Genomic DNA, 24,319 nt, shown 5'->3' with positions numbered 1-24,319 from the left:
GCATGCCTGACCAGTTGATTGTGTGCAAAAGCTGCGGCTTTTCAGCAGATGAAGAGAAGCGCGATGGGGAAACGGGCGGGGAGCACCTGCTGAAGCACCTGGAGGCGCTACATTCGCAGTGGTCTCGCAAGGGTGAGTTGGCGATCGCGACGACGGGGTGTTTGTGCATTTGTGAAAAGGCCTGCGCGATCGCCTACGTGGGCACCGGCAAACCCACCTATCTTTTCGCTGACCTCGACCCTGCCACCTGCGCTGCCGATCTGCTCACGGCGGCTGAGCTATATCTCGATAGCAAAGATGGCATGGTGCCCTGCTTCAAGTTGCCTGATGAGCTTCAACCTCGCAGAATGGCGCGAATTCCGCCTGCACCTTAAGAGTGGCGGGCAGTTAGTAGGCTGGATTGTTTGATTTCCTTAGTCAACCCAACGACCCTATTCACCCGCCACTAGTAATCTCTCAAATTCACTAACTGGCTTTATTCGGTCGGTGTGCAACAGAATTGTTCAACTGCGAACTGTATATCACGTCTCTTAAATAAACAGTTAGATCATTCGCTGGGGGTACAGCCGGAACCTGATACATCATGTCACTGACAAAGCCCCGATGATAAGTGCCATGATTCACTACATGCAGAATGATTTCACTACGGGACATCGCACCTTCACCGCCGTCAACGAATTGGAAGTTTACGATGTCTAGCCACTCCTGCTCAGAAATCGAATGAGCATAGTCAACATACCACTGGTCAACGGTCTTGACTGCTTGCCACAGATCTTCTAATGGTGGATGAGTCTCAGTATTTCTTGCAGTATATGGGTGAATTTCTTTTTCCAGATGAGCTTTAAAGATGCAATCGATGACATAGGCATGATTGAGCGTATGAACCATGTTTCTGAAACGGGTTTTACGTTCTTTGATTGCCTCACCTTCTGGCAAGGATTTTATGGCTGAAAATGTAATTTCATTTGCCCAGGCTTTGTATCCAGTCAACCTTTTTGCTATTTCAGAAAAGTCCATTACGGCTTCTACTCCAAGCTCAATCCTGTCCCGATTATGACCTCATATGGTGCTTATTATCGCCTAGTTAGTAGGTTGGGTTGAGCTAGCTGAACTCAACACCTACCGTTACCTCAACACTCCTCTACGTACCCTAGGTCTATTCCCAATAGGTAAATCTCATGCAGTATCACAGTGGGTTGGGTACAAAATCCTTTTGAAATGGTTGGGTTGACGAAGAAAATCTAACCTACGGGAGATCTGCGATCGTACTCAGTAAAGCGTGGCCTAGGCGATCGCATGCAGTTGTTTGTCCGGTTGAGTGAGGGGTTAGGCGTCAGCGCTCAAGGTACGGAGCAATGTTTTTCATGGTCCGCAAAACGTATTCTTCCTTTTCGCCCACGGGTGCGACGTAGTGCAATGCTGCCTTTGCAGCTTCTTCGCCTTCGCTTTTGACGATGATCCAGGCTGCCAAGTATTGCGAGGCGAAGCAACCGCCGGCTGTGGCGACGTTACCTGTTGCGAAGAATGGCTGGTTGAGAACCTCGACCCCGGCGTCTTGAACCCAGGGTTTTGTTGTGAGGTCTGTGCAGGCGGGTACGGAACCGAGCATGCCGAGCTTCGCCAAGATAAGCGTTCCGGAGCATTGTGCTCCGATCAATTGGCGTTGGGGATTTAAGCGCAGCCGCGACATAAGTTCTTTGTCAGCTACTATCTCTCGGGTTTTGATGCCGCTGCCAATGATGACGGCATCGGCAGGCTCAACTTCGTCGAGGCTCGATTGAGCGTGGATCGTGACTCCATTCATAGACGTGACAGTTGGCTCGGGGCAACACAGCGTCACTTGCCAGTTTGGCTGCTTAATTCTGTTGAGTATGCCCAGTGCAACGAGAGAATCCAGTTCGTTGAACCCCTGAAATGTGAGGATTGCTATGCGCATGTCGGCGGTAAGAAGGAGTCAGTAGGTTGGGTTGAGCTAGCGTAGGTGTTGCCTTCTCGCAGAGTAACCCAACACCCGTCGTTAATCTAGCACTATGTACTACCTGGAATTGTTGGGTTTCTTTTGTCAACCCAACCTATAAGAGATTTGCGATCGCACTCAATGTATAGCGGATGAGGGATGAAGCGATCGCTGTTGCTGCTTACGCTAACAAACAAGTGCTCTTAGGAGCCGACGTAAAAGAAGTGGTTTTATGACTGAGAATCAACATAACAATCCCGACAACGCCGAAGCTACTGATGCGGAAACCTTTGATCCTCGTGACTTAGTCAATAAGGGTGGCTACGACAAAGACCCCCAAGAAATCCTTTCAAATCCTGCTGTTGTCCCTCAAATGCTCGGCGATCGCCGCGACGAAGAGGGCGCAGGTATGGGGCAAGTCGATGACCAAGACTCTGAATAATTTCGTTGTAGTCTTTAAGACTAATGGCGATAAACGCTACGTAATGGATTGGCGCTGCCTAATCCATTTTTTTGCCCACTGAAACTGTACTCTAGTATGTTTGGCTGCTGGCTAGTCTTCGGAGCGATCGCCCACGTAGCAGTTAATAGGCTGAGTTGAGTTAGCGTAGGCTTTACCTTCTTGCAGAGTAATCCAACGCCCAACGTTGATTTAGCACTATGTAATACCACAGTGGGCGAGAGTGAAATCTTTCTGGGATTGTTGGGTTTGCTTTGTCAACCAGCCTATAAGAGATCTGCGATCGCTCTTAATAATCAGAATCATTTATATAAGCAATTCGACTTGTTGGAGAGTAAAACAATATGGTGTAGTCACTAGAACCTTTTACGTAGCATTTTCCTTCAACTAAGTCTAACGGTTTCCACCAATCCGTTGGAGGAAACCAACTATGTTCAGATAACTGGTTTCTTCGTTCAGCTAATCGCTGGATACAATGGTCGTTCGTAGTAGAGGCTAGTTCCATCTGCTGAACAAACAGCTCAACATTTGATGGTTTTATATTAAAGCGGCAGGAGTAGGAAAAGCCATCTGCAATAACTACTCCATTAGTGCGGCAGCGGAGATTATGTACAGCTCCGATAAGATGCGGATATGGATATTGAATGTGAAACCCAAAATAAATTAAAATAATATGACCTGAATTTAGCAGATATGGAACAGCGAGGTAGACGAGACACAGCCAAATAAAAAAGCTAGAAGCAGGTAAGGTAACCAGGGAAGCAATGAGTAATCCACATCGAATGAAACCTGGCTGTCTTAGTAATCGTGTCATTGAAACTTCCTCTTTAAAGTCTAGTTAGTAGGTTGGGTTGAGCTAGCGAAACCCAACATCCACCGTCAACCCAACCTATAGGAGATCTGCGATCGCTCTTAATGATCAGAATCATTTATATAAGCAACTTGACTTATTGAAGAATAGAACAGTAGGAAGTGATCTCTTGCGTAGCATTGTCCTTCGACTAAGTCTAAAGGTTTCCACCAATCCTTTGGAGGAAACCAACTCGTTTTAGCTAACTCTGGTCCAGGTTTAGCTAACCGTTCTATACAGAGGTTACTTGCGATAGGGTGTAGCTCCCTCCGCTGAACAAACTGCTCAACATTCGATGGTTTCACATTAAAGCGACAGGAGAAGGAATGACCAACAACTGCTCCATTGGTGCGGCAGCGGAGGTCATGTATAGATCCAATAAAATACGGATATGGATAATTAATGTGAAACCCAACATAGGTTGGAATAGTACGACCTGAATTTAGTAAATGTGGAACACTGAACAGGTAGAGACATATCCAAATAAATAAGAAAGAAGCAGGGAAGGCAATCAAAAAAGCAATGAGTAATCGAGGTCGTATGAAACCTGGTTGTCCTGATAATCGTATCATTTAAACTTCCTATTTAAAGTTTAAAGAACTGGTATATATTTATAGAAATTTTGCGGAGAATATCGAATACAAAACTAATCTAAAGTTGATATTATCACCCCCCTAGACGCTGACATCAAGCAAGTCCGAAGAAATAATCACGGCTGTCTATTCTGTCCTTGCAATTATTCCATAGATAACTTTCAAACGGCTGTTCCCGCAAGCAACTCAAGCGGCCTGATGACCAATATAAGCGGTTGCAGATAATCTCAGATCACCAAAATTTCTCCTTTTTCCGCTTAATCGACTTGTTACACAGCCGGTGCCACTCTAGGTTACCAACCGTCAGCATCCAACTACTCAATAAGGCTAGGGATATGCTTGCGACGAGTCTCACTACACAGCTTCTTGGAACCGCTGCTGGTCAGCTAGTACTGCAGCTATATTTGCGTAAGCTATTGCAACAAATAACTTCTTTGTGTCCGGTGTGCACAAGCATTGTTAAACCGCGATCGCTTGCTTAAAAAGCATAAATTGCAAATAGCTACTTAGTAATCAGAATGACTTAGATAAGCAATTTGGCTTGTTGAGGAATAAAACAGTGTGAAGTGACGATCGGGATTTGAGTAGCATTGTCCTTCGACTAATTCTAAGGGTTTCCACCAATCCTCTGGAGGAAACCAACTCGTTTTAGCTAACTCTGGTCCAGGTTTAGCTAACCGTTCTATACAGTGGTTACTTTTGGTAGAGCTTAGTTCCCTCCACTGAATAAACTGCTCAACATTCGATGGTTTCATACTAAAGCGGCAGGAGTAGGAAAAGCCATCCGGAATAACTACTCCGTTAGTGCGGCAGCGGAGATTGTGCACGGCTCCCATAAGACTTGGATATGGATAATTAATGTGAAATCCAACATAAGCTGGGATAATACTATCTGAATTAAGCAGAGATGGAGCAGCGAAGAAGACGAGACTCAGCCAAATAAAGAAGCCAGAAGCAGGTAAGGTAACTACGAAAGCAACGAGTAATCCACGTCGAATGAAACCTGGCTGTCTTAGTAATCGTGTCATTGAAACTTCCTCTTTAGAATTTAGAGAACTGGTGCGTAGTTATAAAAGCTTTTACAAGGAGTACAAAATATAAACTTAATCCAAAATTAATATTTTCAACTCCCCCAACATTGCTGTTAGATGATTCTGATGAAAGTACTTATATGTTGTCTATTCTGTTCTTGAAATCATTCTACAGATAGCTCTCAAGCGGCTGTCCTCACAGACAACTCAAGTGATCTAACTCATAATTAGAGGGAAAAATTCTGCCTAATACTCTCCTGTGGGAGCTTAGGTGGAAGTCTATCAGCTTAAATATCTTTATATGGATTTTAGGCGGAAAGATTCTGGTCTAAACGCAGAACATAGGATCTTAATATAGAAATATTTTTTGTATGAACGCCCGAGCGCTGAAGTATCTCCAGGCTTCAGATTCTTTTTTGTTCATAGATGCTGGATTTCTTAACCAAGGCTGTCCTACGGTTATGGGGAGCTTTTGTACCACTATTCTCTTACATTAAGCCGTTCAGCAGAGCGGTGCTTACGCAGAACTCGAAAACTTTAGCGCTGCCTGAAGATGCTGGTAACACCAACGACAGCTAACTCCGCAAATCTACGGCGCAGATTGCGAAGCTAGGCTCATCGTACCCTAGCCCCCACAGTTTGCACTTCAACTGCGGGTGGCTGGGGTTTTCGCGTTCTGTCTTCCTAAACAACAACTGGAGACAGAACCCATGTTTGAATATCTCGAACCCGATGCCAGCGGCGCATCTCATCTTCCGCCGTCTTCACACAGTACTCCTCAAATTCGCCCCGAGCGGGTGCGCCATATGCTCTACGGCAGCCTCGCAGGCATAGACCGCACCATCAAAATCCTCCACGCCCTCGGCTACACCGACCCCAACGACTGGAGCGACCCCATCCCCGTGCCGCCTACCAGCGATATCAGCGGCGCAACCTCCTCAGCAGGAACTGTCTGGATGGCGATTCCGGGACGGATCGCTTCGCGAATCGCCACCAAAACCGTGCTGATTGAGTAATGCACTTTGTCCGCCCCCGATGGCAGCACCCTTTTTCGTCGGGGGCGGCGACCAACATCAAGCCCACCGCTCGCAACTTGGCCTACTGAGCAGCCCGTTTCACAAACTAAGACCGCCGTAAAGCAAACTGGCACAACTGTTTAGCTTACACAGGCCAATGTATAGCGAAGTGGCACAGCTGTTTAGCTTACACAGGCCGATGTATAGCGAAGTGGCACAGCTGTTTAGCTTACACAGGCCAATGTATAGCGAAGTGGCACAGCTGTTTAGCTTACACAGGCCGATGTATAGCGAAGTGGCACAGCTGTTTAGCTTACACAGGCCGATGTATAGCAAAGTGGCACAGCTGTTTAGCTTGCACAGGCCGATGTATAGCAAAGTGGCACAGCTGTATAGCGAAGTGGCATAGCTGTATAGCTTATTGAGGTCGCTGTTTAGAAAAGCTGGTTTTTGTCACTAACAGCTTTCATGAACAATGGCCATCACTTTCACAGTCATTGCTCATACCATTTTATCGACCTCAACAGGAGTCTCCAAACTGCTGTCAGCACAGGGTTTGTAAACACTAATGGCGCGATAATCAAGTTGCCATGAAAGTTCTTCAGTCATGGTTTCCGAGTTAGTCCCTGCTCTTGAATCGTCTGCCCGATCGCACACAGATCGTCGAGTTTCAACAATCCAACCAGAAATATCAGTTGTTGAAGAAGGCAACAACTCCTGCAAAACCACAGAGTCAACCTTAACCTTCCAGGGGCAAGGAGACTGCCCCCATAAACTAGAGACCACCTGACCCGTCTCCGGCAGCACTTGCAAGCGCAACTGTAGTGCCACAGCACTGTGATTCCGAACGATCAAGTCTTTGTAGCCATAGGCGATCGAAGCATCTTGGCCAAGCTGGTAAAAGCGATCGCCCCCATAAGCATCAATGCTATGGCAGTGCCGCTCCAAAATCTGGCAGCCTGAAACCAAAAACGTATGAAACAGGTTGGTAGCAATTAAGCATAGTCCGCCACCAACTCCCGTCTGCACTTGACCGCGCACAAACACGGGTCCTGTCTTAAACCCATTGCTTAAGCTTGGATCGCCTACGCAATTACAGAAGCTGAAGATTTGCCCAGGGTTAAGTTGAAGTTGGTGAATTTTGCTCGCAGCCAGTTGCAAATTTAAGACACGATTTTCCCGAATTTCTGGACTGCCACGGTCAGGAATAGCTGTGACAGAATCACACCATAAATGAGGGAAAAGATGTGACTGATCAGGAGTTTGTTGCCGAGCATAAAAGAAAGGGTAGCCACGAAGCAGGCTCCTAGCGTACTTGAGGCTAATACGTAGAGATCGTTTCCATTCTTTCAAAACGGCGACTCCTTTACTTATTTACCCAATAGATTCAATAGATATCAAGCAATTCCGCATCTAGAGTAAAAGCTAATGTCGGGCATCAGCGGCGCGCTATAGCCCTTGATGAAGAGAGGCCTGCCGGTGCACGTCTGCTGCATGCCGATGTTAGGTTGCAGCACCCATACAATCTTTTCCCCGGTCTACCAGCTCCGCCTCCAGCGCCACCACGAGCCTTTTATCGGCACGTACCAATCTTCTCCAACAATTGGAGGTGTACCGTCCGGGCTATAGACGACGCCGCAGTCATCCGCCAGACCACACTCACCAATAATGAAGCGTACCGCGTTGCCAGCCTTGTCTATCTCGCTAACTTTAAAGAAGCCAATCCACGTCGGTGCACCTATCCCTGTCCCTGAGCGCGTGTCTGTTGCCGCCCTCTCAAGCGCAGAGCGACTCGCAGCAAATCTAGCCGCAAACGCGAGATCAAAACTGACGCCCGCAAAGACAATGACAAGAAAAACTAACTGGATTACGAAGGGGTAAGGGAGTATTTTAATCAGCCGCTCGCGTTTCCTCAGACATCTTCCTATCAGGCCAACAGCAGTGGCGACTGTGACTGCACCAAAAGCGAGGCCGCCAAGGAAATAGAATACGTAATCCAACATGGACACTCCATCACTGGCGCTAACGAGTGCGACGCTTCCCCATAGAAGTGCTGCGCCTGCGATCGCCCAGAGGATAGAGTTCGACTTTTTCATAACCCATACCTCAGCAGCACAACTATGTATTAAGTATCAGATTTGTCAGATAAGACCCTATATTTTCCGTATTATCTAGCACTTTTGCTATTAAATATCTCGAACCCAATGCCTGCGGCGCGTCTAGTTAACCCAGCGGTGTAGCCCCAAGAACCGCTCTCTACAGAAACTCCGCTGAGCAGCCAAAAAGATCCGGCGGGGAGCCCTGGGGGGAGAGGGGGAGTGGGAGAGTGGATGGGTAGATGAGTGGATGGGTTATTGGATTGTCCAGGTGGAAGCGTTTTTGATCATGTTGACGAGTTGTCCTAAGACTTGGGCGTAGTTGCGATAGAGGTTCCTACCGGATTCGGCATCTAAATATTGGCATTTAACTGCAAACTCTAGCCAAATTTGAGTTTCTGTTGCTTCAGCCTGGCAGTCACTGATTTTTGCAACAAAGGCAGCTTGATATCGCCGTTTTCGCCAAGCTTCTCCCAAATTGGCACACACTGACCGAGACGACCTTCGAATTTGGTCAGTCAAGGAATATCTCTCCTCAACTGGAAACCGTTTAGACACCTCAAAAACTTCCATAGCTGTGGCAAAAGCCACCTGATAAACCTCTAAATCCCGATAACTCCTCACCAATTCCCTAGTCATCTCCCACCCTTTCCCTAACCGTCTCCCTCCAAATAATTCCCGTCCACCCATCTACCCATCCACCCATCTACCCCCACACCCCTATGCCCCCCATCACCCACCTCCTCTGGCAGCTCATCCGCTACGCCCAGCGGCTCTACTGGGTCGATACGCTGCTGTGGCTGTTCATTCTCGGCCTGCCAGCGGTGCCAGGGCTGATCATTCGCGAATTTTTTGACACCCTCACTAGGGAGTCTCGCCTTAGCAGTTCGCCCTGGGTGTGGATTGGGCTGCTGCTAGCGGTGGGGCTGGCGCGGGTGGTGGCAATTTTTATCGGGCGCATTACCAAGACTCAGCACCGATTTTTGATCAGTGGCCTGGTGCGACACAATCTGCTGCACGAACTGCTCAAGCGTCCTGGGGCCGAGCTGGCGACGGGTGGGGCCGACGGCCAAAATGCTTCCCCCGGTGAAATTCTCAGCTACTTTCGTGACGATGCAGCGCAGATTGAGGATGTGGTGGTGGGCACCAACGAGATCTTTGGCGCTGGGGTGTTTGCCGTGGGCTCCGTGGCGCTGCTGATCAGCGTCAACCCGACGATGACGCTACTGGTATTTTTGCCGCTGTGCGCGATCGCCCTCTTGGCCCACCAGGCCGAGCACCGCCTCAAACGCTACCGCCGCGCCAGCCGCCATGCTACTCAGCAGGTCACTGGGCTGATTGGCGAATTGTTTACCGCCGTGCAAGCGGTGAAGGTGGCCGGGGCCGAGGCCCAAATGCTGGAGGAATTGCGGAAAAGGTGCGATCGCCGCCGCGATCTGATGGTGCGCGACCAGGTCTTCACCGCCGTGCTCAACTCCGGCTTTGAGAATATCGTCAGCATCGGCACCGGGCTAATCTTGCTGGTCGCCTCCCAAAGCCTCGGTGCCCAAGGCGACCTCACCGTGGGCGACTTTGCCCTGTTTGTCTATTACTTATCGTTTGTCACCTACTTTCTCGCCTTCCTCGGCGGCTTTATCGCCACCATTAAGCAGAGTGAGGTCTCTTTTGAGCGCATGGGGAAGTTGGTGGGCGCGTGGGAGCGTGGGAGCGTAGGTGGGTGGGCGCGTGGGAGCGTAGGCGAGACCAGCACCCATGAAATAACCGAACCGAACCCACCAACCCACCAACCCACCAACCCACCTACCCATCCACTCATCCACCTATCCACCCCTCACCCTCTTACCCACCCCCACCCCCTCTACCTCAAACCCCTCCTGAGCTCACAACCTGTGCTGCCATCGATGACGACGGCGATCGCATCCGAACCCCTTAACGAGCTACGGGTCGAAGGGTTGACCTACCACTATCCAGGCGGTGGTGGCATCAGCGACATCAGTTTTACCCTCACCCAGGGCAGTTTGACGGTGATCACCGGGCGGGTGGGTGCGGGCAAAACCACTCTGTTGCGGGTGCTGTTGGGCCTGCTGCCCAAGCAATCTGGCGCGCTGTATTGGAATAGTCAGCCGATTCTCGACCCAGCAAATTTTTTGGTGCCGCCGCGAGCCGCCTACACGCCGCAGATTCCCCAACTTTTCAGCGCCTCACTGCGGGAGAATCTGCTGCTGGGGCTAGGGGATGCCGTTGGCCCAGAACAGTTTGAGCGAGCGATCGCCACCGCCGTCTTCGATCGCGATCTCGCCCAAATGCCCGAGGGGCTAGAGACCCTAATCGGCACGCGCGGCTTTCGCCTTTCTGGGGGGCAAAAACAACGGACCGCCGCCGCCCGCATGCTGCTGCGCCAGCCCGCCCTGATGGTGTTCGACGACCTCTCCAGCGCCCTCGATGTCGAAACCGAGCAACGTCTTTGGGAGCAGTTATTTGAGAATAGAGAAGAGGCGGGGGGTGAACGGTATAGGGTGCAAGGTACAAGGTATAAGGCAAAACCCAATACCCAGTACCCAACACCTGATACCCAAAACCCGCCTACCCATCCACCCGCCTACCCATCCACCCATCCACCCACCTGCCTCGTCGTCTCCCATCGCCCTGCGGTACTCAAGCGCGCTGATCAAATTCTGCTTTTAGAGAATGGACGCATTGAGTCTGTAACGTAGTCGTAATCTTGAGGTTTAACCGGCATGGCCGACGAAAAAGCTTGGTGGATTTTTGCCCTGCTTTCTGCTTTTTTTGCCGCATTGACCACCATCTTTTCGAAAATTGGCGTTGAAAACATCAACTCTAATTTGGCCACGGCAATTCGTACAGTGGTCATTTTGGCGCTCGCATGGGGCATAGTCTGGGCGGATGGGCAATTGCAGGGGCTGTTGACGCTCTCGCCTAGGACGCTTGTGTTTTTGGTACTGTCGGGAATAGCGACCGGACTGTCATGGCTTTGCTACTTTAGGGCCCTACAGCTTGGCAATGCCTCTTTAGTCGCGCCTGTAGATAAGTCTGGGTTGATTTTGGTACTATTGCTGTCTGTTTGGTTTTTGGGTGAACCGTTAACGATTCAGGTTGTTGTGGGCACGGCGTTGGTGTTAGCTGGAACCTTGGTTTTAGTCCTGTAATTAATGTTGCTCCTGCTTGGGGTTAACTGATTCGGTGGAATTTTCCTAAGCTTCAATTCGCTTCAGTGCTGGTATCCAATAACCGCCCAGCCCTACTCCCACCATAGCCATTGCACAAACCACGAAAAGCAGTGCCATTCCTGCACCAGGCTCGGTGCCCACCAAGCCGCCAAGAATGCCGACTAAATATCCCGTAGGGGCTATGGCTGGCTCTAGGATGTGCTCTGCTAGAGGGCCAGCGATCACGGCTGCCCCGGCACTCACGACCTGCACCACCAGGGCATTGGCGGCAAAGACTCGGCCCTGCTGTGCAGGGGCAATCTGGGTCATCCAAATTGCTGTTTCGGAGCTGCCCAGCAGAGGAAAGTTGAGCGACGAGCAAAACTGAGCCGGCACCCAGATTTGGGGCGATCGCCCCAGCCCAAATACCGTCTTACTCAACCCAGCCCCGATAAATCCGGCCAGCATGCCGCCCACTTTTCGCTTTGGGCCACCCCAAACGCTGAGAATGACTGCCCCAGCTACACCGCCAACGCCGGCTGCCGTTGCAGTGCTGGCCAGCACCTGAGCGCTGCCGTTGGACCGGGCCAAAATCATGGGTTCATAGATGGCACCACCCAGATCGTGGAAAAACCAAAACAGGGTGCTGATCAGCAGCAAGGCCCGCAGCCTAGGCTGTCGCCAAACTTCACGAAAGCCAAAGGTCAGCTTAGTCGACAGCGTTTCAATTTCAACGGTAGCTGGAGGCAAAGGCTGAGGAACTTGGAGGAAGAGGAGCGTGGCGATCGCCACGCCGAAGCTCGCCATATCAATCCCTACAATCCCCAGCAGGCCCACTAGCGGATAGAGCACCCCAGCTAAGGCCGGGCCAAAAATAGCCGCCCCGTAATGTACTGCCGAGTTCATGCTGTTGGCCCGAGTTAGTTGAGAGGGTTGCACCAGGCTAGAAATTGAGGTCTGATAGGCCAAACTTTGAATTTGGCAAAAGCCACCATTTAGCGTGGTAGCTAGATACAAGTGCCAAATTTGTAGGTCACCTGTTAAGTAAAGTAGGCCAATGCCAACTGTGGAGAGGGCAGCGACAGCATCCCCCAGCATCATCAGGTGCTTACGGTTGAAGCGATCGACAATCAGCCCTGCGAAAAGGGTGATGGGGATGCGAGGAAGCTGAGAAAAGAACCCCACCAACGCTAGGGCAGTGGCCGATCCGGTAGCTTCCCAGGCCCAGACAGTGAGGGCAAACTCGGTCATGTAGCTGCCAATAGTCGAGACGAGCTGACCGAGCCAAATAATCGTAAAAGTACGCACAAAATTAATGTATAGCCTTAGGATGCTTCGTTTAAATCGCTAGAAGTTGTGGGTGGAACGCAAGCGATAAACTCAGTTTTTAAGACCTCTGGGAATTGCTTCCAGGGAATGGTGCCGCTCTTACTATCGAGATAGCGTTCACTCAGTTGCAGAACTGCTTCAGCAATTTTGCTATGGTTGCCGTCTTTGACTAAGACTTTTGCCAGGGCGTAGGTTGACTTGCTGTCTGCCGCCAACGCAATGGAGCAGGGATGATCGCAAGTCCACAGACAATCTACGCCACGAACCTCTAGCTCTGACTGGCGCGGCCAGGTTTGATGCAAGGCTTGGATGCGATCGCACAAAACTGTGCCGTCCGCAGGCTGTTCTGGAGGCCTTTGCTCTGAGTGATGACAAGAGCGACAAATAAAGAGTGTGGATTTTGACATGACTGGTCCAGAGGCTACTTTAGTTAAAGGTGTTTTCGGAGGTGATGGTATACGGGCTAGCACCCAACACAAACCCATCTGCCCAAGAGCAAAAATTTACAGGGCGAAAAAGCTTTTTTACAAGCATTTAAGCCGCTAAAACATAGACGACTCTAACGGAATACGCCAATCAAGCTGGCTGCTTATCTTCCACTAAATACTTAAATAAATCGTCTATTACCGCATCCGCAGCCAGGGGATTGCCGCCTCTCCAGGTTGGATAGTTAACTGAGTAAACTCGATCGTTCTGAACAGCCCTCAGCTGCTGCCATAGCGGATTTTGTTTGAGTTCAGTGACTGTCTGAGCTGCTTCAGGGCCATCGGTGGCAACAAATAGAACATCGCCATCAATATCCATCAGTCGTTCTTCAGACAATTTCACAAGGCCACCAGCAACTGGTACAGCTTGAGCCGGTGGTCGACGCAACTCTGCATCGGCCAGAATGCTGCCGTTAAAAGAATTTTTTAAGTCCAGGTCAATCGTGCCACAGCACGTGTGGACAAAGGAGACTTCTAGGTTTTGCTGGCTACTTTCTAGGGCACCCTTCAAAGACTCAATGCGTTGGTTGTATTGACTCCAAACCTGCTGAGCTGAGTCTGTTTTTCCCAATACGTTAGCAACAAAGTCAACGTGCTGACGCCAGGAGGGATACCCTTCCCAGTCATCGGCGACTGTAGGGGCAATTTGCGCTAGCTGATCATAAATGGCTTCGGTAGAATATTTGATGCCAATAATGAGGTCGGGTTTTAAGGCCACTATTTTTTCAAGATTGGGTTGTTCTTCTTGGCCCAATATTTGAATCGAGTTTAGATGTTCTGCTAGGTAAGGTGGTGGCTCGTCAAAATAGACAATGGTGGCGATTGGTTTAACCCCTAGGGCGATCGCATCTCCCAGACTAGGCACACTCAGGGTAATGACCCGCTGCGGCTGATTTGGCACACAGGTTTCTCCCAAAGCATGGCGAACCATGTGGCAGTTTGACGACTCGGGCGCTGAACTCGCAGGCGGTTGGTTTTCTGAACCAGTACAACTCTGGATTAGAGCTACCATCAAGACTCCGACCCAGAATAGTTGAATACGTCGCCACCAAGATTTATAGGTCATAAGCTTTACGTTCTCAAACCGCTCATTCAACATCCTCAAAATGACCAGGAAACCGTGCCTCTAATGGTAAAAGGCGCGCCGTAAAAAACGCGCAGCGGGCTTTCTGCGGCTTCAAAGTAGGTGATATCGAATAGGTTCTCGATGTTTAACCCAACCCGAAAATCATCTCGCCTATAGAACACAGAGGCATCGGTGCGGGTATAGCCTGGCACTTGAAATGAGTTGTCTAAATCGCCCTGGCGATCGCCCACATAAAACAGCCCTAGGCCAAAGCCTAACCCCTGAAGTGCTCCCGATTGCAGCTCATAGGTTGTCCAAAGGCTAGCGGCATGTTCTGGCACATTGCTGAGGCGATTGCCCACGGCTAAGGTGTTATCGGCCGTAATTTGGGCATCGGTATAGGCATAGCCAGCGGCAATGTTCCACCCCGGCAAAATTTCACCCATCGCCATGAGTTCAACCCCGCGACTTCTCTGCTCCCCTGTCTGCACCGAGAAGTTGGGGTTAATGGGGTCTTCTGTTAATACGTTAGTCCGCGTAATTTGATAGAGTGCCAAAGTGGTCGACAGCCGGTTGTCAAGCCAGTCCGATTTAATTCCAACTTCGTACTGGTTGCCTCGCTCAGGCTCAAAGAGAGTATTGTCGAAGGCTGTGCCCACGCTCTGCAAGAACGAGCGGCTATAGCTGGCATAAAGCGCATGTTCATCACTGGGTTGATAGACTAACCCCAAACGCGGGCTAAACGCTTGATCGTCCTGGAAAGCTTCTGACCCATCGACAAAGAGCGTTTGCTGACTCACTAAGTCAAACCGTCCACCTAACAACAGTTTTAGCTGAGGCAATAGGTCGATTTGATCTTGAACGTAAACTCCTACCGAGTTAGTAATAAAGGGCTCTCTCGGATAGTCAGCAATGAATTGCCGCTGAGCTACTCCATACACTGGGTTGAAGATGTCAATGGGATCAAGGCTAAATTCTTGACTACTGGACGCATAGATATCGCGGTTGACATCAAAGCCGAGCAAGAGTCGATGGGAAATGCTGCCCGTTTGCACCGTGCCGGTCAGGTTGGTATCAAAGGAGTAGTTATCTTGAGATTGATCACTGGTGCTGAAAATACTTCGTTCTAACGTGCGCTGGTCATCAAGCAGCGCCGTTGGGAAAAGTGAATTTTGGGGCGTCTGCTGAAAACTAGCTCGAAACGAATTTTGCAGTTGCCAGTCAGGATTGATCTGGTGGTCAAGGGTGTACCCAAGCCGCAGCAAGTAGCGATCGTTTTTATCTAAATCATTATTGGGTTCTCCAACGAATCGGTTGCGGGGCAGCTGACCATTGATGTTAGGCAGCACTGTGCCCACTGCGGGCAGCCCGCGATCGTTGGGCTGTTCAGAAATCGTATACTCGCCTTCAAAGTTGATTTGGGTGTTAGGTCCAACTTGCCAACTGATAGTGGGCGCAATGACATAGTTTCGGCGCTCAAACAAGTCAATGAAGGTTGACGAACTAGAAGCACCGGCAGTGAGGCGGTAGAGCAGGGTTTCAGACTGGTTGAGCGGCCCGGTAAAGTCTATGGAGCCGCCATAGGTGTCAAAATTATCAACCGTTCCCTCTACAATGTAGTGGGGGGTTGCCAACGGCTTTTTGGTCACAATGTTGACGGTGCCACCGGGGGAACCCTGGCTAAACAAGGCTCCCGCTGGACCTCTCAAAACCTCAATCCGCTCAATGTTAGGAATCGCGATGCGAGACGTCACGTTGGTGTCATCTCGCAATCCATTACGCAAGATGTTTCTACCCGAGAATCCGCGAATGGTATAGCCCTCAAAGGCCGACTGAGACGAGTTGTCGGGGGTAACGCCCACCACCGTCCGCAAGGCTTCGTTGACGCTTTGTACCTGGCGATCTCGCAGAAGTTCTTGGGGCACTACCTGCACCGAAAACGGTAAATCGCGCAGGGGGGTATCGGTTCTGCTCCCGACGGCGGCGTTGGGAACTCGGTAATCCTGTTGCCCCTGGCCCGTAACTCCGATTTGAATGGCGTCTTCAGCACCGTCAAGCTGGGCAACTCCTGGCGCTATGTTAAAGACCAAGTTTCCTGCGGCTGTGTCAATCTGGGCCGTGGGCGGCCCGTCGGTGCCGGTAATGGACAGCCGCACAGTGCCGTCAGGCAGGCTCGTTAACTGAACCAGGGCAATGCCCTCCGCAGGGGCAAACTGCTCGGCGGCAGCCTCGTCAGTTAACTCCAGCGTTGCATTGAGAATATCAGCAATCAGCGCGTTGCCCTCGGTGCGAGAGGTGCCGATCGCCAAGGGGCGATCGCTGACCAGTTCAATTCTCAAGCCCCCGGCAGTATCAGTGATTTGCACGTCGTTAATCACCGCTGCGGCGCTCTGTTCCTGGGCGATCCACTCCTCCACAGTGAGTGCCGCTGAGTCGAGGTTCTGGGCCGACGCTGGAACTGGCTCAGCCTCTTGAAATAGTGACTCTGCTCCAGCCAAAGGGGCGGTCACGCCCGCCAGCAGACTCATTACAAACAGTCCAAAACCGAAGGTTTTCGAAGTCATCATGCTCCACACCACAACTAGCCATCAGTTCGTCGGCGCTTACAAACGAGAAGCATTCTCAATTAAGCCAACTTTAGACTATGGGGTTTAGGCAGGGCTTTTCTCTGCGACCCGGACTTTTTTCTCTTCAATCGGGACTTTTTGAAGCAGCAAGAAGATAGTCACGCAAAGCGCCGAGCCCACGGCTACTGCTTCAGCCGTAGGCCCTACATCTTCAGCCGTAAACCTAACCTCTAAGCTCCCCGACAACTTGCTAACTGATACGCCTTTGGCGTCACCCCAAACTTGCGCCGAAAGGCACCGCTAAAGGCGGTTGGGCTGGCGTAACCAACGATCGCCGCAACAGCCGCAACGGAACGCTGTTGCCCGAGTAGTTGGCAAGCTTTTTCCATCCGTTGCTGGGTGAGGTAGCCAAAAACGGTAGTGTTAAATACCTGACGAAATCCTTCTTTGAGCTTGCGATCGTTGAGGCCCACCTGCCGTGCCAAATCGACTAAGCAAGGGGGAGTTTGAAGGTTGCTTTGCAAAATTTGTCGCGCCTGGTGGATACGTTCTAGATCGCCTTGATGAAGGATAGGCTTAGCGGTGACCCCATCGTCGATTGCGTCTAGAAAAAGAGCAATCAGTTCGAGGGATTTAGCCTCCAGATAAAGGGTTTGGGTTATTCCTTGGTAAGGGCACTGTAGGATTTGCCAGAGGGCAGTCTGCATCTCTGGGGTGATCGAGATGGGGTCAACAAAGGGAAATTTGTGTTCTCCCGCCAGCATGGTTTGCAGCGTTTTTGGTAGCTTGTCGCTATGACTTTCAGTTAACGCCGCTAGCAAGGATGGGTCGAGGTGAATATCGACCGCTAGATAATCTTGATCCGCAAATTCTCGCCAACGGCTGTCTTGCCATTCTGGGCCAAGCAGATGGGCGTGGCGATCGCAAAATACCGGCCCTTCGTTGTATTGACTGTGAGTTGTCAGGCTAAAGACAAATTCAAAACAGCTGCTTTGCTGGGGCGAACAGGTTTGCACTAGATTTTGATGCAAACGGTAGCGATGCAGGGTTAGATCAATACCGCTGGGCAGGCCAACATCGCGCTTGTAGCCAGTACCTAGCCAGTCAGGATAGGTTAGGGTTTGGTCTTTTTCATTCGCCAATAGCTCTGGCTGCGTGTGCTGAACATGCTCTCGAAGGAGCTGGCGCAATTCGCCATCCTGAAAGGTAATCGTCACAAGCCGCTGGTCCTCCTACTGACACGATGATAAGACTAATTCTCGATAGACTGGCTAATGGGCAGGCATAGCGGGGTGTTAGACACGGGGTCGGTAATAATGCGGCTCTTCAAGGCAAAAACCTGCTGCACCATGGTTTCGGTTACCACTGCGGCGGGTTGACCCTGGGCGATGACCTGTCCGTCGCGCAGAGCAACCAGATGATGGCTGTAGCGACAGGCCATATTTAGATCGTGGAGCACCATGACGATGGTGCGCTTGGCCTGGCGGTTGAGCTGGTAAAGCAGATCCAGCACCTCAATTTGATGGGCCAGATCGAGGTAAGTGGTGGGCTCATCCAGCAGTAGGGTTTCGGTGTCTTGGGCCAGGGCCATGGCAATCCAGGCCCGCTGGCGCTGGCCGCCGGAGAGGGTATCGAGGGGGCGATTGGCAAACTCGTGCAGGTGGGTGGTGGCGATCGCCTCCTCCACCTTCAGCTCATCGTCCTTCGACCACTGCTGTAGCCAGGTTTGATGCGGGTAGCGACCCTGGGCGACTAGCTCGCGCACGGTTAGCCCTTCTGGGGCGGCGGGGCTTTGGGGTAACATGCCCAGGCGTTTGGCCAGTTCTTTGGTGGGCAGGTGGGCGATCGCATCGCCATCTAAATACACCGTGCCGCCCTGAGGCTTGAGCAGACGCGCCATGCCCCGCAGCAGCGTTGACTTGCCACAGCCGTTTGGCCCTACCAGCGTGGTGATCTGCCCCTGGGGAATGGCCAGATCAAGCCCCTGAATAATTACGTTTCCGTCGTAAGCCAGGGTGAGCTTGCGGGTGGTGAGGGCGATTTGGGTAGCGGTGTTAGTCAGCATGGGGAAGGTTTGAACTTTGAGTTTTGAATTTTGAATTTCTGCCTTCGATCTTCTTCGCCTTACTGGTTGCGATGGCCCCCTTGGGCCGGTCACCGACCATCGCGGTAGAGTAGCCACAAAAAGTAGGGCGCGCCAATTACCGCCGTAATCAAACCACAGGGTAGCTCGATGGGGGCAAAGGCCAGGCGGCCTACCAAGTCGGCCAGCTCAACAATGCAGGCCCCGGTCAGAGCTGCCACCGGAATTAGCCCTGCGTGGGAAGGCCCTACCAGCTGCCGCCCCAGGTGCGGAGCCATCAGGCCGACAAACCCAATCGTGCCAGCAGTGGCCACCGACGCCCCAGCCAGCGCCACGCTGCAGAGGAGCAGCAGGCTGCGGGTCCATTCCACTCGGCTGCCGAGCCCCTGGGCTAGGTTATCGCTTAGGTTGAGGGTATCGAGATCTCTAGCCAGCACCATGGTCAGCGGCAAAAAAATGGCTAGCCAGGGCAGCAGCGGCCAAAAATGTTCCCAACTGCGGCCGTAGACGCTGCCGGTCAGCCACACCAACGCCTGGCTGACCGTGTTAATTTCGCCAAAAGTTATCATCAGGTTGCTGAGGGCACCAGTCAGAGCCGTCAGGCCAATGCCTACTAGAATCAACCGAATGGGAGAACTGCCACCATTCCAGGCCAACAGGTAGAGGGCGATCGCCGCCACCAGCCCGCCCAAAAAAGCGGCGATCGGTAGCCAGCCCGTCGCCACCTGCGGGAACAGAACAATCAGCGCCACCGCCACTAAACTGGCTCCTGAATTGATGCCGATGATTTCTGGAGCGGCTAGGGGGTTGCGGGTTATGCCTTGTAAGACTGCCCCCGCTACTGCTAGCCCCATCCCCACCAGCAGCGCCACCAGGGCGCGGGGCAGTCGCAGGGTATTTATCACAAAGGCGTAGTCAGGGTTCGCTGAGAAGCCCAAAATCGTCTTCACCACCTCCAGCGGCGGCACTGGATATTCTCCCTGGCTAACGTTGAGCACTAGCGACAGTAAAGCAACCAGTAGCAGCGCCACCAGCACCACAGGGACACGGCGATCAACCCGAAAAGAGAGCGGGAATCGCCGGGGTCGAAGGGAGATCCAGGGTTTTGTAGTGGACATGGGGAAAGGGTTTGAGGTGTCGGGTTTAAGTTTTAAGCTTGGTAGGGTGGGCATTGCCCACCATCAACCTGTGCCCTACCGCTTGAGCTTCGACCTGGCCAAATAAATAAAGAATGGTGCTCCTACCAGTGCCGTCATAATGCCTACCGGCAGCTCCTGGGGGCGAATGATCAGGCGCGCAGCGAGGTCGGCCACCGACAGCAAAATGCCTCCAAAAAGTATTGAGTATGGCAAAATCCAGCGGTAGTCGACACCGACGGCAAAACGCACCACGTGAGGCACCACCAGGCCAACAAAACCAATGGGGCCAGCCAAGGCGACGGCGCTGCCCGCCAGCAGAACGACTGCGATCGCCGCTCCCACCTTTACCCAAGCCGTTTGCAACCCCAAGCCCTGGGCTACCTCTTCTCCCAGGCTCATCAGCGTCAGCTGTCGCCCTAGAGCCAGGGAAGCCACTAGCCCCACCGCGATGTAGGGCAGCACTGGCAGCATAGAGGCCAGATCCTGCCCGGCCAGCGACCCGGCTAGCCAAAAGCGAATTTCATCTAGGGTGCGCTGGCTGAGGATGAGAATGCCATAGGTGAGCGAGCTGAGCAGATACCAAATGGCCGAGCCAGCGATCACCAGTTTCAGCGGTGTGAGGCCACTGCGGCCCATGGAGCCCATCCAGTAGACGGTGATGGCGGCGATCGCGGCCCCTGCAAAGGCAAACCCCACATAGCTGCCGCCGCTACCCCGCAAAAATATCGCCAGCACCATTGCCAGTGCTGCTCCCATATCAATGCCCAAGATGTCAGGCGCTGCCAAAGGATTTCGGGTCAACCCCTGCGTAATCGCCCCCGCTACCGCTAGCGCCGCTCCCACCACCACTGCCAGAAATGCCCTGGGCAGCCGCACCGTGCGAATAATTAGGTGCTCCGTCGAGCCATCAAACTGAAAAATGGCCTGCCACACTGTTTCGGGGCTAATATCCGCCGCTCCCAGCAGAATGCTGCACAGTAGGCAAACCAGCAAAAGACCACTGCCCAGCCCTAACCCCAGCGCTAGAGATACTGGCGATTTAGAGAGAGCTAGGGATTGGGGTTGCACCGTCTTTGCATTCATATCAATTCGTCGAAAACGCTGAACCGATCCCTACTCTCCTCGCTGAGTTGCAATCCCCAAGGTTGCACCCTCAATCGCCCGCAGTTCATCCATAACCGCGATCACGCGACCGTGGTTAACGGCTTCATCGGCGTTGATCACAATCACTGATTCCTGGGATGTGCCCATCAGATCACGCACGCCAGTTTGCAGCTTTTCCAAGGCGATCGCCTCTTTGTTCAAGGCAATGTCTCCCGACTCCTGCACCGTTACGGTGATCTGATTTTGTTTTTGCATTTCAGCACTGACCGCCTTAGGCAAATTCACCGGCAGCCCTTCAGAGCGAGTTAAAAACAGGCTCGACATAATAAAAAAGGTCAAAATCGCAAAAATAACGTCGATCATGGGCACGACGTTGAGTTCAAACTCTTCTTCTGGCTCTTCAGGAAGGTAGGACATAGGAGTGGATGGGTGGGAGGGTGGATGGGTAGGAGAGTGGGGAGTGGATGGGTGCCAGGTATAGTTTCTTGACCTATATCCGGTACCTAACACCTGACACCTATTCCCTATCTGGCAAAGGTCTCTTCCCTAAGCTGAGTCTTGCGGTCGTAGTGGGTTTCATAGAGGATCTCAAGTTGCCCGCTGTACTCTTGAATCAACGATACCTGCCGCTTGTAGAGACCCCTGAAAAGATTGGCAAACAGCAGCGTGAAAATAGCCACAACCATTCCTGAAGCGGTTGAGACTAGAGCTTCGGCAATACCACCCGTCACGGCAGCCGCATTCGAGTTGACGTCGCCAATCCCTAAGGCACTAAAGGCTGCAATTAGACCCAAAACAGTGCCTAACAGACCCAGCAACGGCGAAAGCGTGACAATTGTGGCAAAAACTGTATTAAACCGGCGCAGATGGGGTAGCTCAGCTTGCATAGCGCTGAGCAGGGCCAAATGAAACTGGCTGGGTTTAGCACCTTCTAGCTCTAAGGCTTCAAGGAAAATGCGGGCCGTGGGCAGATTCACGTTTTGCCGCAGTTTGGGGTACACATCCATCGGGGCTTGCCGATAGGTGCGCAAAACGTCTTGCATCACTGGACGCTGGCGGCGATTGATGCGAAACCAAAAGACCGTCCGCTCGACGATGAGCGCGATCGCCAGAATCGAGAACCCCAGCAGTGGCCACATGACGATGCCGCCCGCTGCAAAAATAGTACCCATAGGCTTTTGTTGAAAAACGGTGTCAAGAAGCATTCACTCCGATTTGCGAGCCAATGTCAAGGTTAAATTAGGATTATTTTCAACAGCATGTCTAGGCTTGGCAGCAATTTCGGGGAGCAAATTAAGGACGCAAACGTATAGAAACCTTGCCCAAGGGTGCTTTTGACTAAAATCTCGATTCTCTTAGTGATCGTCTTTAAGGATAATCCGGCATTAAAAATGTCGGTCTTAATGCAACTGCTTGCCGATTGTGTAATATAGCTAAGAAGATTTTTGCCGTTACTTGGGCAAGCACTAATGAGTCTTTCAGAGATTTGCAGTCAACAACACCAGCATGAGCAGCAAAAACTCCGCAAGATTCTGCTTTGGGGAATTTTAGGTTCCGTGGGAGTGCATGGGGTAGGTCTTGGTCTCAGTCAGCTCGATTTTTGGCAGAGGCTGGCTGCCGATGACATTGAGCCAATTGAGCTGGTTGTCGTCGAACCCCTGCCCGATACACCTGAAGCCATTCCCGACCCAAACCTGCCCGCTGAAATCAGCACCGAAGTCAATGACTCCGCACCAGGCGGAGGTGCCGGCGGCAACTTTACGGCAGCTCAGGTCACAGCACCCCCTGCCCCTGCCCGAGTCGCACCTCCTGTAGAGCGGGTTGAATCGGAGCCTGAACCTGAGCGAAATACCCAAGCCGATTCAGTCGTTGAGGAACCTGAAACTGAGCCAGAAATCTCAGAAACAGAAGAGCCAGAAACTGAGCCAGAAATCTCAGAAGAAGAACCAGAGACTGAGCCAGAAACCTCAGAAACAGAAGACCTAGAGCAAGAAGCTCTAACTGCTGAGTCTACGGAATCTCAAGCTGAAAACCTGCGCGACTTTTTGCAGCGTCTGCGCGATGCACAAGCTCAGACCGCCGCTGACTCAGCTGCTGCTGGAGATGGTGTTGCTGGAGACGGCAATGGAGTCGCCACTGCTCCTTCCAACGGCAGTGGTGGCAGTGGCAGCGGTAGCGGCACAGGTAGCGGCAGTGGCAGCGGTAGTGGCACGGGCAGCGGCAGTGGTAGTGGCAGTGGTAACGGTACCGGCAGTGGCAGTGGCAGTGGCAGCGGTAGTGGCACGGGCCAGGGGTCGCGCACTGTAGCCTGTCAAAACTGCGTGCGTCCCGCTTATCCTCAAAGCGCCCTAGATGCTGGTGCTGAAGGCCAACCCATGGTCAGCGTCGATATCAATCCCGATGGCAGCGTTCGCAGTGTCACCCTGACTCGCTCCAGTGGCAACCCGGCGATCGACCAGGCTGCCATTCAGGCCGCCCGCAACTCACAATTTCAACCCGTCAGCGGCGGCGCCAGCGTTCCCATCGAGTATGACCTAACCATTGAAGGGTCGCGTCGCAACCGCGATGCCCGTCGTCGGGGCGATCGCCAGGCGGTAGAGCTACCGCCAGAGGCCACCCCCACTCCCGAGACAGCAGCAACTGAGCCGAGCCCCGAACCAACGACCACGCCGGCTCCACCTGTTGACGCCGCTGAGCCAGCCCCAACCCCAACCCCATCAGCGACGTCAGAACCAGAGCCAGCAGAGCCAGAACCCGTAGAGACAGAGCCCGCAGAGGCAGAACCGGCAGAACCAGCGGAGCCGGAACCAGCGAAGCCAGAGCCTGTAGAGCCAGAGCCAGCACCCGCGAGCCCGCCTCCGGTGCAGTCGCCTACCCCTCCACCTGCGCCCAGTGCTCCTCCAGCCCCCGTTCCGGCTGCTCCGGCGGCTCCGCCACCCGCGCCAGTTGCACCACCCTCACCACCCCCGGCTAGTCCTCCGCCAGCGGCGGAGCCGGCTCCGTCGGCTGCACCGACTGGGGAGTAGATGTAGAGCAAGGTTGAACTTATGTTCTGAAGCCAAGTCTTGTTTGTCTTGGTGCGCCCCGCGTTGGTTTCCGACGCGGGGCGCGTTCTTTTTGTGCAGCAGCGAATCTGTGACAGGCAGGTGCGATCGCCCATTAATTCTCAAGTTTTGCTCTGGCCCAACCCCGGTCAGCGCGAGGCTCGACATCTTCAGCGTCATTCTCTGGGTGTTTCATGAGACAACGTATGGCCACGACTAACCGAGTGCACGCCGGTATATGTGGCTTCGCCATTAATTGAAGCTATAGATAAATCACTCTAAATAAGCCAAACCTATCAATTGAATTAAAAATTGCATTGCAAACCTGCGCT

23 protein-coding genes are annotated in these 24,319 nt (G+C 52.3%); 6 read left to right on the top strand and 17 right to left on the bottom strand.

Annotated elements, in window-relative coordinates; genetic code table 11:
• Positions 1-2 precede the first annotated feature (2 nt).
• Positions 3-374 carry a DUF1636 family protein gene (locus tag H6F75_RS15785; RefSeq protein WP_190753419.1) on the top strand — a complete coding sequence of 124 codons (372 nt, stop codon included), beginning with the start codon at positions 3-5 and terminating at the stop codon, positions 372-374.
• Between the two features lie 91 nt (positions 375-465).
• Here H6F75_RS15785 and H6F75_RS15780 read toward each other — a convergent pair whose 3' ends face one another.
• Positions 466-1,017 carry a DinB family protein gene (locus H6F75_RS15780; protein WP_190753418.1) on the bottom strand — a complete coding sequence of 184 codons (552 nt, stop codon included), beginning with the start codon at positions 1,015-1,017 and terminating at the stop codon, positions 466-468.
• Positions 1,018-1,333: 316 nt separating this feature from the next.
• Positions 1,334-1,936: a DJ-1/PfpI family protein gene (locus H6F75_RS15775; protein WP_190753417.1), complete on the bottom strand. Its 603-nt coding sequence runs from the start codon at positions 1,934-1,936 to the stop codon at positions 1,334-1,336.
• A 253-nt stretch (positions 1,937-2,189) separates the two neighbouring features.
• Between H6F75_RS15775 and H6F75_RS15770 the strand changes: the two genes are divergently transcribed.
• On the top strand, positions 2,190-2,399 hold the full coding sequence (locus H6F75_RS15770) for a hypothetical protein (protein ID WP_190753416.1): 210 nt from the start codon (positions 2,190-2,192) through the stop codon (positions 2,397-2,399).
• A gap of 307 nt (positions 2,400-2,706) precedes the next feature.
• Here H6F75_RS15770 and H6F75_RS15765 read toward each other — a convergent pair whose 3' ends face one another.
• Together H6F75_RS15765 and H6F75_RS15760 are read right to left on the bottom strand one after the other, a co-directional pair.
• Positions 2,707-3,231 carry a hypothetical protein gene (locus H6F75_RS15765; RefSeq protein ID WP_190753415.1) on the bottom strand — a complete coding sequence of 175 codons (525 nt, stop codon included), beginning with the start codon at positions 3,229-3,231 and terminating at the stop codon, positions 2,707-2,709.
• Positions 3,232-4,366: 1,135 nt separating this feature from the next.
• Positions 4,367-4,888 carry a hypothetical protein gene (locus tag H6F75_RS15760; protein WP_190753414.1) on the bottom strand — a complete coding sequence of 174 codons (522 nt, stop codon included), beginning with the start codon at positions 4,886-4,888 and terminating at the stop codon, positions 4,367-4,369.
• Between the two features lie 713 nt (positions 4,889-5,601).
• On the opposite strand from H6F75_RS15760, the gene H6F75_RS15755 reads away from it, so the two are divergent.
• Entirely contained in the window at positions 5,602-5,907 is a 306-nt protein-coding gene (locus H6F75_RS15755; RefSeq protein WP_242020041.1) for a hypothetical protein, read from the top strand.
• A 501-nt stretch (positions 5,908-6,408) separates the two neighbouring features.
• On the opposite strand, the gene H6F75_RS15750 is transcribed toward H6F75_RS15755, so the two are convergent.
• The 3 genes from H6F75_RS15750 to H6F75_RS15740 form a co-directional block, all read right to left on the bottom strand.
• Entirely contained in the window at positions 6,409-7,260 is an 852-nt protein-coding gene (locus H6F75_RS15750) for a VanW family protein (protein ID WP_199303965.1), read from the bottom strand.
• 185 nt (positions 7,261-7,445) lie between these two features.
• Positions 7,446-8,003 (bottom strand): hypothetical protein, encoded by a 558-nt coding sequence (locus H6F75_RS15745; protein WP_190753413.1) that lies wholly within the window; start codon positions 8,001-8,003, stop codon positions 7,446-7,448.
• 255 nt (positions 8,004-8,258) lie between these two features.
• A complete protein-coding gene (locus H6F75_RS15740; RefSeq protein WP_190753412.1) occupies positions 8,259-8,642 on the bottom strand; it encodes a four helix bundle protein in 384 nt (127 codons plus the stop codon).
• An 83-nt stretch (positions 8,643-8,725) separates the two neighbouring features.
• Between H6F75_RS15740 and H6F75_RS15735 the strand changes: the two genes are divergently transcribed.
• On the top strand, positions 8,726-10,717 hold the full coding sequence (locus H6F75_RS15735; RefSeq protein WP_190753411.1) for an ABC transporter ATP-binding protein: 1,992 nt from the start codon (positions 8,726-8,728) through the stop codon (positions 10,715-10,717).
• Between the two features lie 24 nt (positions 10,718-10,741).
• On the top strand, positions 10,742-11,170 hold the full coding sequence (locus H6F75_RS15730; RefSeq protein WP_190753410.1) for an EamA family transporter: 429 nt from the start codon (positions 10,742-10,744) through the stop codon (positions 11,168-11,170).
• 45 nt (positions 11,171-11,215) lie between these two features.
• Here the strand turns inward: H6F75_RS15730 and H6F75_RS15725 are convergent, their stop codons facing one another.
• The 10 genes from H6F75_RS15725 to H6F75_RS15680 form a co-directional block, all read right to left on the bottom strand.
• A complete protein-coding gene (locus H6F75_RS15725) occupies positions 11,216-12,478 on the bottom strand; it encodes an MFS transporter (RefSeq protein ID WP_190753409.1) in 1,263 nt (420 codons plus the stop codon).
• Between the two features lie 17 nt (positions 12,479-12,495).
• The gene (locus H6F75_RS15720) at positions 12,496-12,906 is read right to left on the bottom strand and encodes a DUF1636 domain-containing protein (protein ID WP_190753408.1); all 411 of its coding nucleotides are present in this window, start codon (positions 12,904-12,906) and stop codon (positions 12,496-12,498) included.
• 169 nt (positions 12,907-13,075) lie between these two features.
• On the bottom strand, positions 13,076-14,050 hold the full coding sequence (locus H6F75_RS15715; RefSeq protein WP_206754684.1) for an iron-siderophore ABC transporter substrate-binding protein: 975 nt from the start codon (positions 14,048-14,050) through the stop codon (positions 13,076-13,078).
• A 35-nt stretch (positions 14,051-14,085) separates the two neighbouring features.
• Positions 14,086-16,617 carry a TonB-dependent siderophore receptor gene (locus H6F75_RS15710; protein ID WP_199303963.1) on the bottom strand — a complete coding sequence of 844 codons (2,532 nt, stop codon included), beginning with the start codon at positions 16,615-16,617 and terminating at the stop codon, positions 14,086-14,088.
• A 230-nt stretch (positions 16,618-16,847) separates the two neighbouring features.
• A complete protein-coding gene (locus H6F75_RS29030) occupies positions 16,848-17,834 on the bottom strand; it encodes an AraC family transcriptional regulator (protein ID WP_190753407.1) in 987 nt (328 codons plus the stop codon).
• Positions 17,835-17,869: 35 nt separating this feature from the next.
• Positions 17,870-18,679: an ABC transporter ATP-binding protein gene (locus tag H6F75_RS15700; RefSeq protein ID WP_279308309.1), complete on the bottom strand. Its 810-nt coding sequence runs from the start codon at positions 18,677-18,679 to the stop codon at positions 17,870-17,872.
• A 92-nt stretch (positions 18,680-18,771) separates the two neighbouring features.
• Positions 18,772-19,818, bottom strand: a complete 1,047-nt coding sequence (locus tag H6F75_RS15695) for an iron ABC transporter permease (RefSeq protein WP_190753405.1) — start codon at positions 19,816-19,818, stop codon at positions 18,772-18,774.
• A 75-nt stretch (positions 19,819-19,893) separates the two neighbouring features.
• Positions 19,894-20,922: an iron ABC transporter permease gene (locus tag H6F75_RS15690; protein ID WP_190753404.1), complete on the bottom strand. Its 1,029-nt coding sequence runs from the start codon at positions 20,920-20,922 to the stop codon at positions 19,894-19,896.
• Between the two features lie 30 nt (positions 20,923-20,952).
• Positions 20,953-21,360: a biopolymer transporter ExbD gene (locus tag H6F75_RS15685; protein WP_190753403.1), complete on the bottom strand. Its 408-nt coding sequence runs from the start codon at positions 21,358-21,360 to the stop codon at positions 20,953-20,955.
• 107 nt (positions 21,361-21,467) lie between these two features.
• Positions 21,468-22,115 carry a MotA/TolQ/ExbB proton channel family protein gene (locus H6F75_RS15680; RefSeq protein WP_190753402.1) on the bottom strand — a complete coding sequence of 216 codons (648 nt, stop codon included), beginning with the start codon at positions 22,113-22,115 and terminating at the stop codon, positions 21,468-21,470.
• Between the two features lie 297 nt (positions 22,116-22,412).
• On the opposite strand from H6F75_RS15680, the gene H6F75_RS28530 reads away from it, so the two are divergent.
• Positions 22,413-23,969, top strand: coding sequence for an energy transducer TonB (locus H6F75_RS28530; RefSeq protein WP_190753401.1), 1,557 nt, complete (start codon positions 22,413-22,415; stop codon positions 23,967-23,969).
• Positions 23,970-24,319: the final 350 nt, after the last annotated feature.

Origin of the sequence: Nodosilinea sp. FACHB-131 (genome assembly GCF_014695395.1) — a bacterium.
Lineage (GTDB): Bacteria > Cyanobacteriota > Cyanobacteriia > Phormidesmidales > Phormidesmidaceae > Nodosilinea.
The sequence above is the reverse complement of the archived record's forward strand: the minus strand, read 5'-3'. Positions and strand labels throughout refer to the sequence as shown.

Excerpts from the sequence above, each read along its gene's own strand:
- H6F75_RS15785 (WP_190753419.1), top strand. The coding sequence starts at position 3 with ATGCCTGACCAGTTGATTGTGTGCAAAAGCTGCGGCTTTTCAGCAGAT.
- H6F75_RS15780 (WP_190753418.1), bottom strand. The coding sequence starts at position 1,017 with ATGGACTTTTCTGAAATAGCAAAAAGGTTGACTGGATACAAAGCCTGG.
- H6F75_RS15775 (WP_190753417.1), bottom strand. The coding sequence starts at position 1,936 with ATGCGCATAGCAATCCTCACATTTCAGGGGTTCAACGAACTGGATTCT.
- H6F75_RS15770 (WP_190753416.1), top strand. The coding sequence starts at position 2,190 with ATGACTGAGAATCAACATAACAATCCCGACAACGCCGAAGCTACTGAT.
- H6F75_RS15765 (WP_190753415.1), bottom strand. The coding sequence starts at position 3,231 with ATGACACGATTACTAAGACAGCCAGGTTTCATTCGATGTGGATTACTC.
- H6F75_RS15760 (WP_190753414.1), bottom strand. The coding sequence starts at position 4,888 with ATGACACGATTACTAAGACAGCCAGGTTTCATTCGACGTGGATTACTC.
- H6F75_RS15755 (WP_242020041.1), top strand. The coding sequence starts at position 5,602 with ATGTTTGAATATCTCGAACCCGATGCCAGCGGCGCATCTCATCTTCCG.
- H6F75_RS15745 (WP_190753413.1), bottom strand. The coding sequence starts at position 8,003 with ATGAAAAAGTCGAACTCTATCCTCTGGGCGATCGCAGGCGCAGCACTT.
- H6F75_RS15740 (WP_190753412.1), bottom strand. The coding sequence starts at position 8,642 with ATGACTAGGGAATTGGTGAGGAGTTATCGGGATTTAGAGGTTTATCAG.
- H6F75_RS15735 (WP_190753411.1), top strand. The coding sequence starts at position 8,726 with ATGCCCCCCATCACCCACCTCCTCTGGCAGCTCATCCGCTACGCCCAG.
- H6F75_RS15730 (WP_190753410.1), top strand. The coding sequence starts at position 10,742 with ATGGCCGACGAAAAAGCTTGGTGGATTTTTGCCCTGCTTTCTGCTTTT.
- H6F75_RS15720 (WP_190753408.1), bottom strand. The coding sequence starts at position 12,906 with ATGTCAAAATCCACACTCTTTATTTGTCGCTCTTGTCATCACTCAGAG.
- H6F75_RS15715 (WP_206754684.1), bottom strand. The coding sequence starts at position 14,050 with ATGACCTATAAATCTTGGTGGCGACGTATTCAACTATTCTGGGTCGGA.
- H6F75_RS15710 (WP_199303963.1), bottom strand. The coding sequence starts at position 16,617 with ATGATGACTTCGAAAACCTTCGGTTTTGGACTGTTTGTAATGAGTCTG.
- H6F75_RS15695 (WP_190753405.1), bottom strand. The coding sequence starts at position 19,818 with ATGTCCACTACAAAACCCTGGATCTCCCTTCGACCCCGGCGATTCCCG.
- H6F75_RS15690 (WP_190753404.1), bottom strand. The coding sequence starts at position 20,922 with ATGAATGCAAAGACGGTGCAACCCCAATCCCTAGCTCTCTCTAAATCG.
- H6F75_RS15685 (WP_190753403.1), bottom strand. The coding sequence starts at position 21,360 with ATGTCCTACCTTCCTGAAGAGCCAGAAGAAGAGTTTGAACTCAACGTC.
- H6F75_RS15680 (WP_190753402.1), bottom strand. The coding sequence starts at position 22,115 with ATGGGTACTATTTTTGCAGCGGGCGGCATCGTCATGTGGCCACTGCTG.
- H6F75_RS28530 (WP_190753401.1), top strand. The coding sequence starts at position 22,413 with ATGAGTCTTTCAGAGATTTGCAGTCAACAACACCAGCATGAGCAGCAA.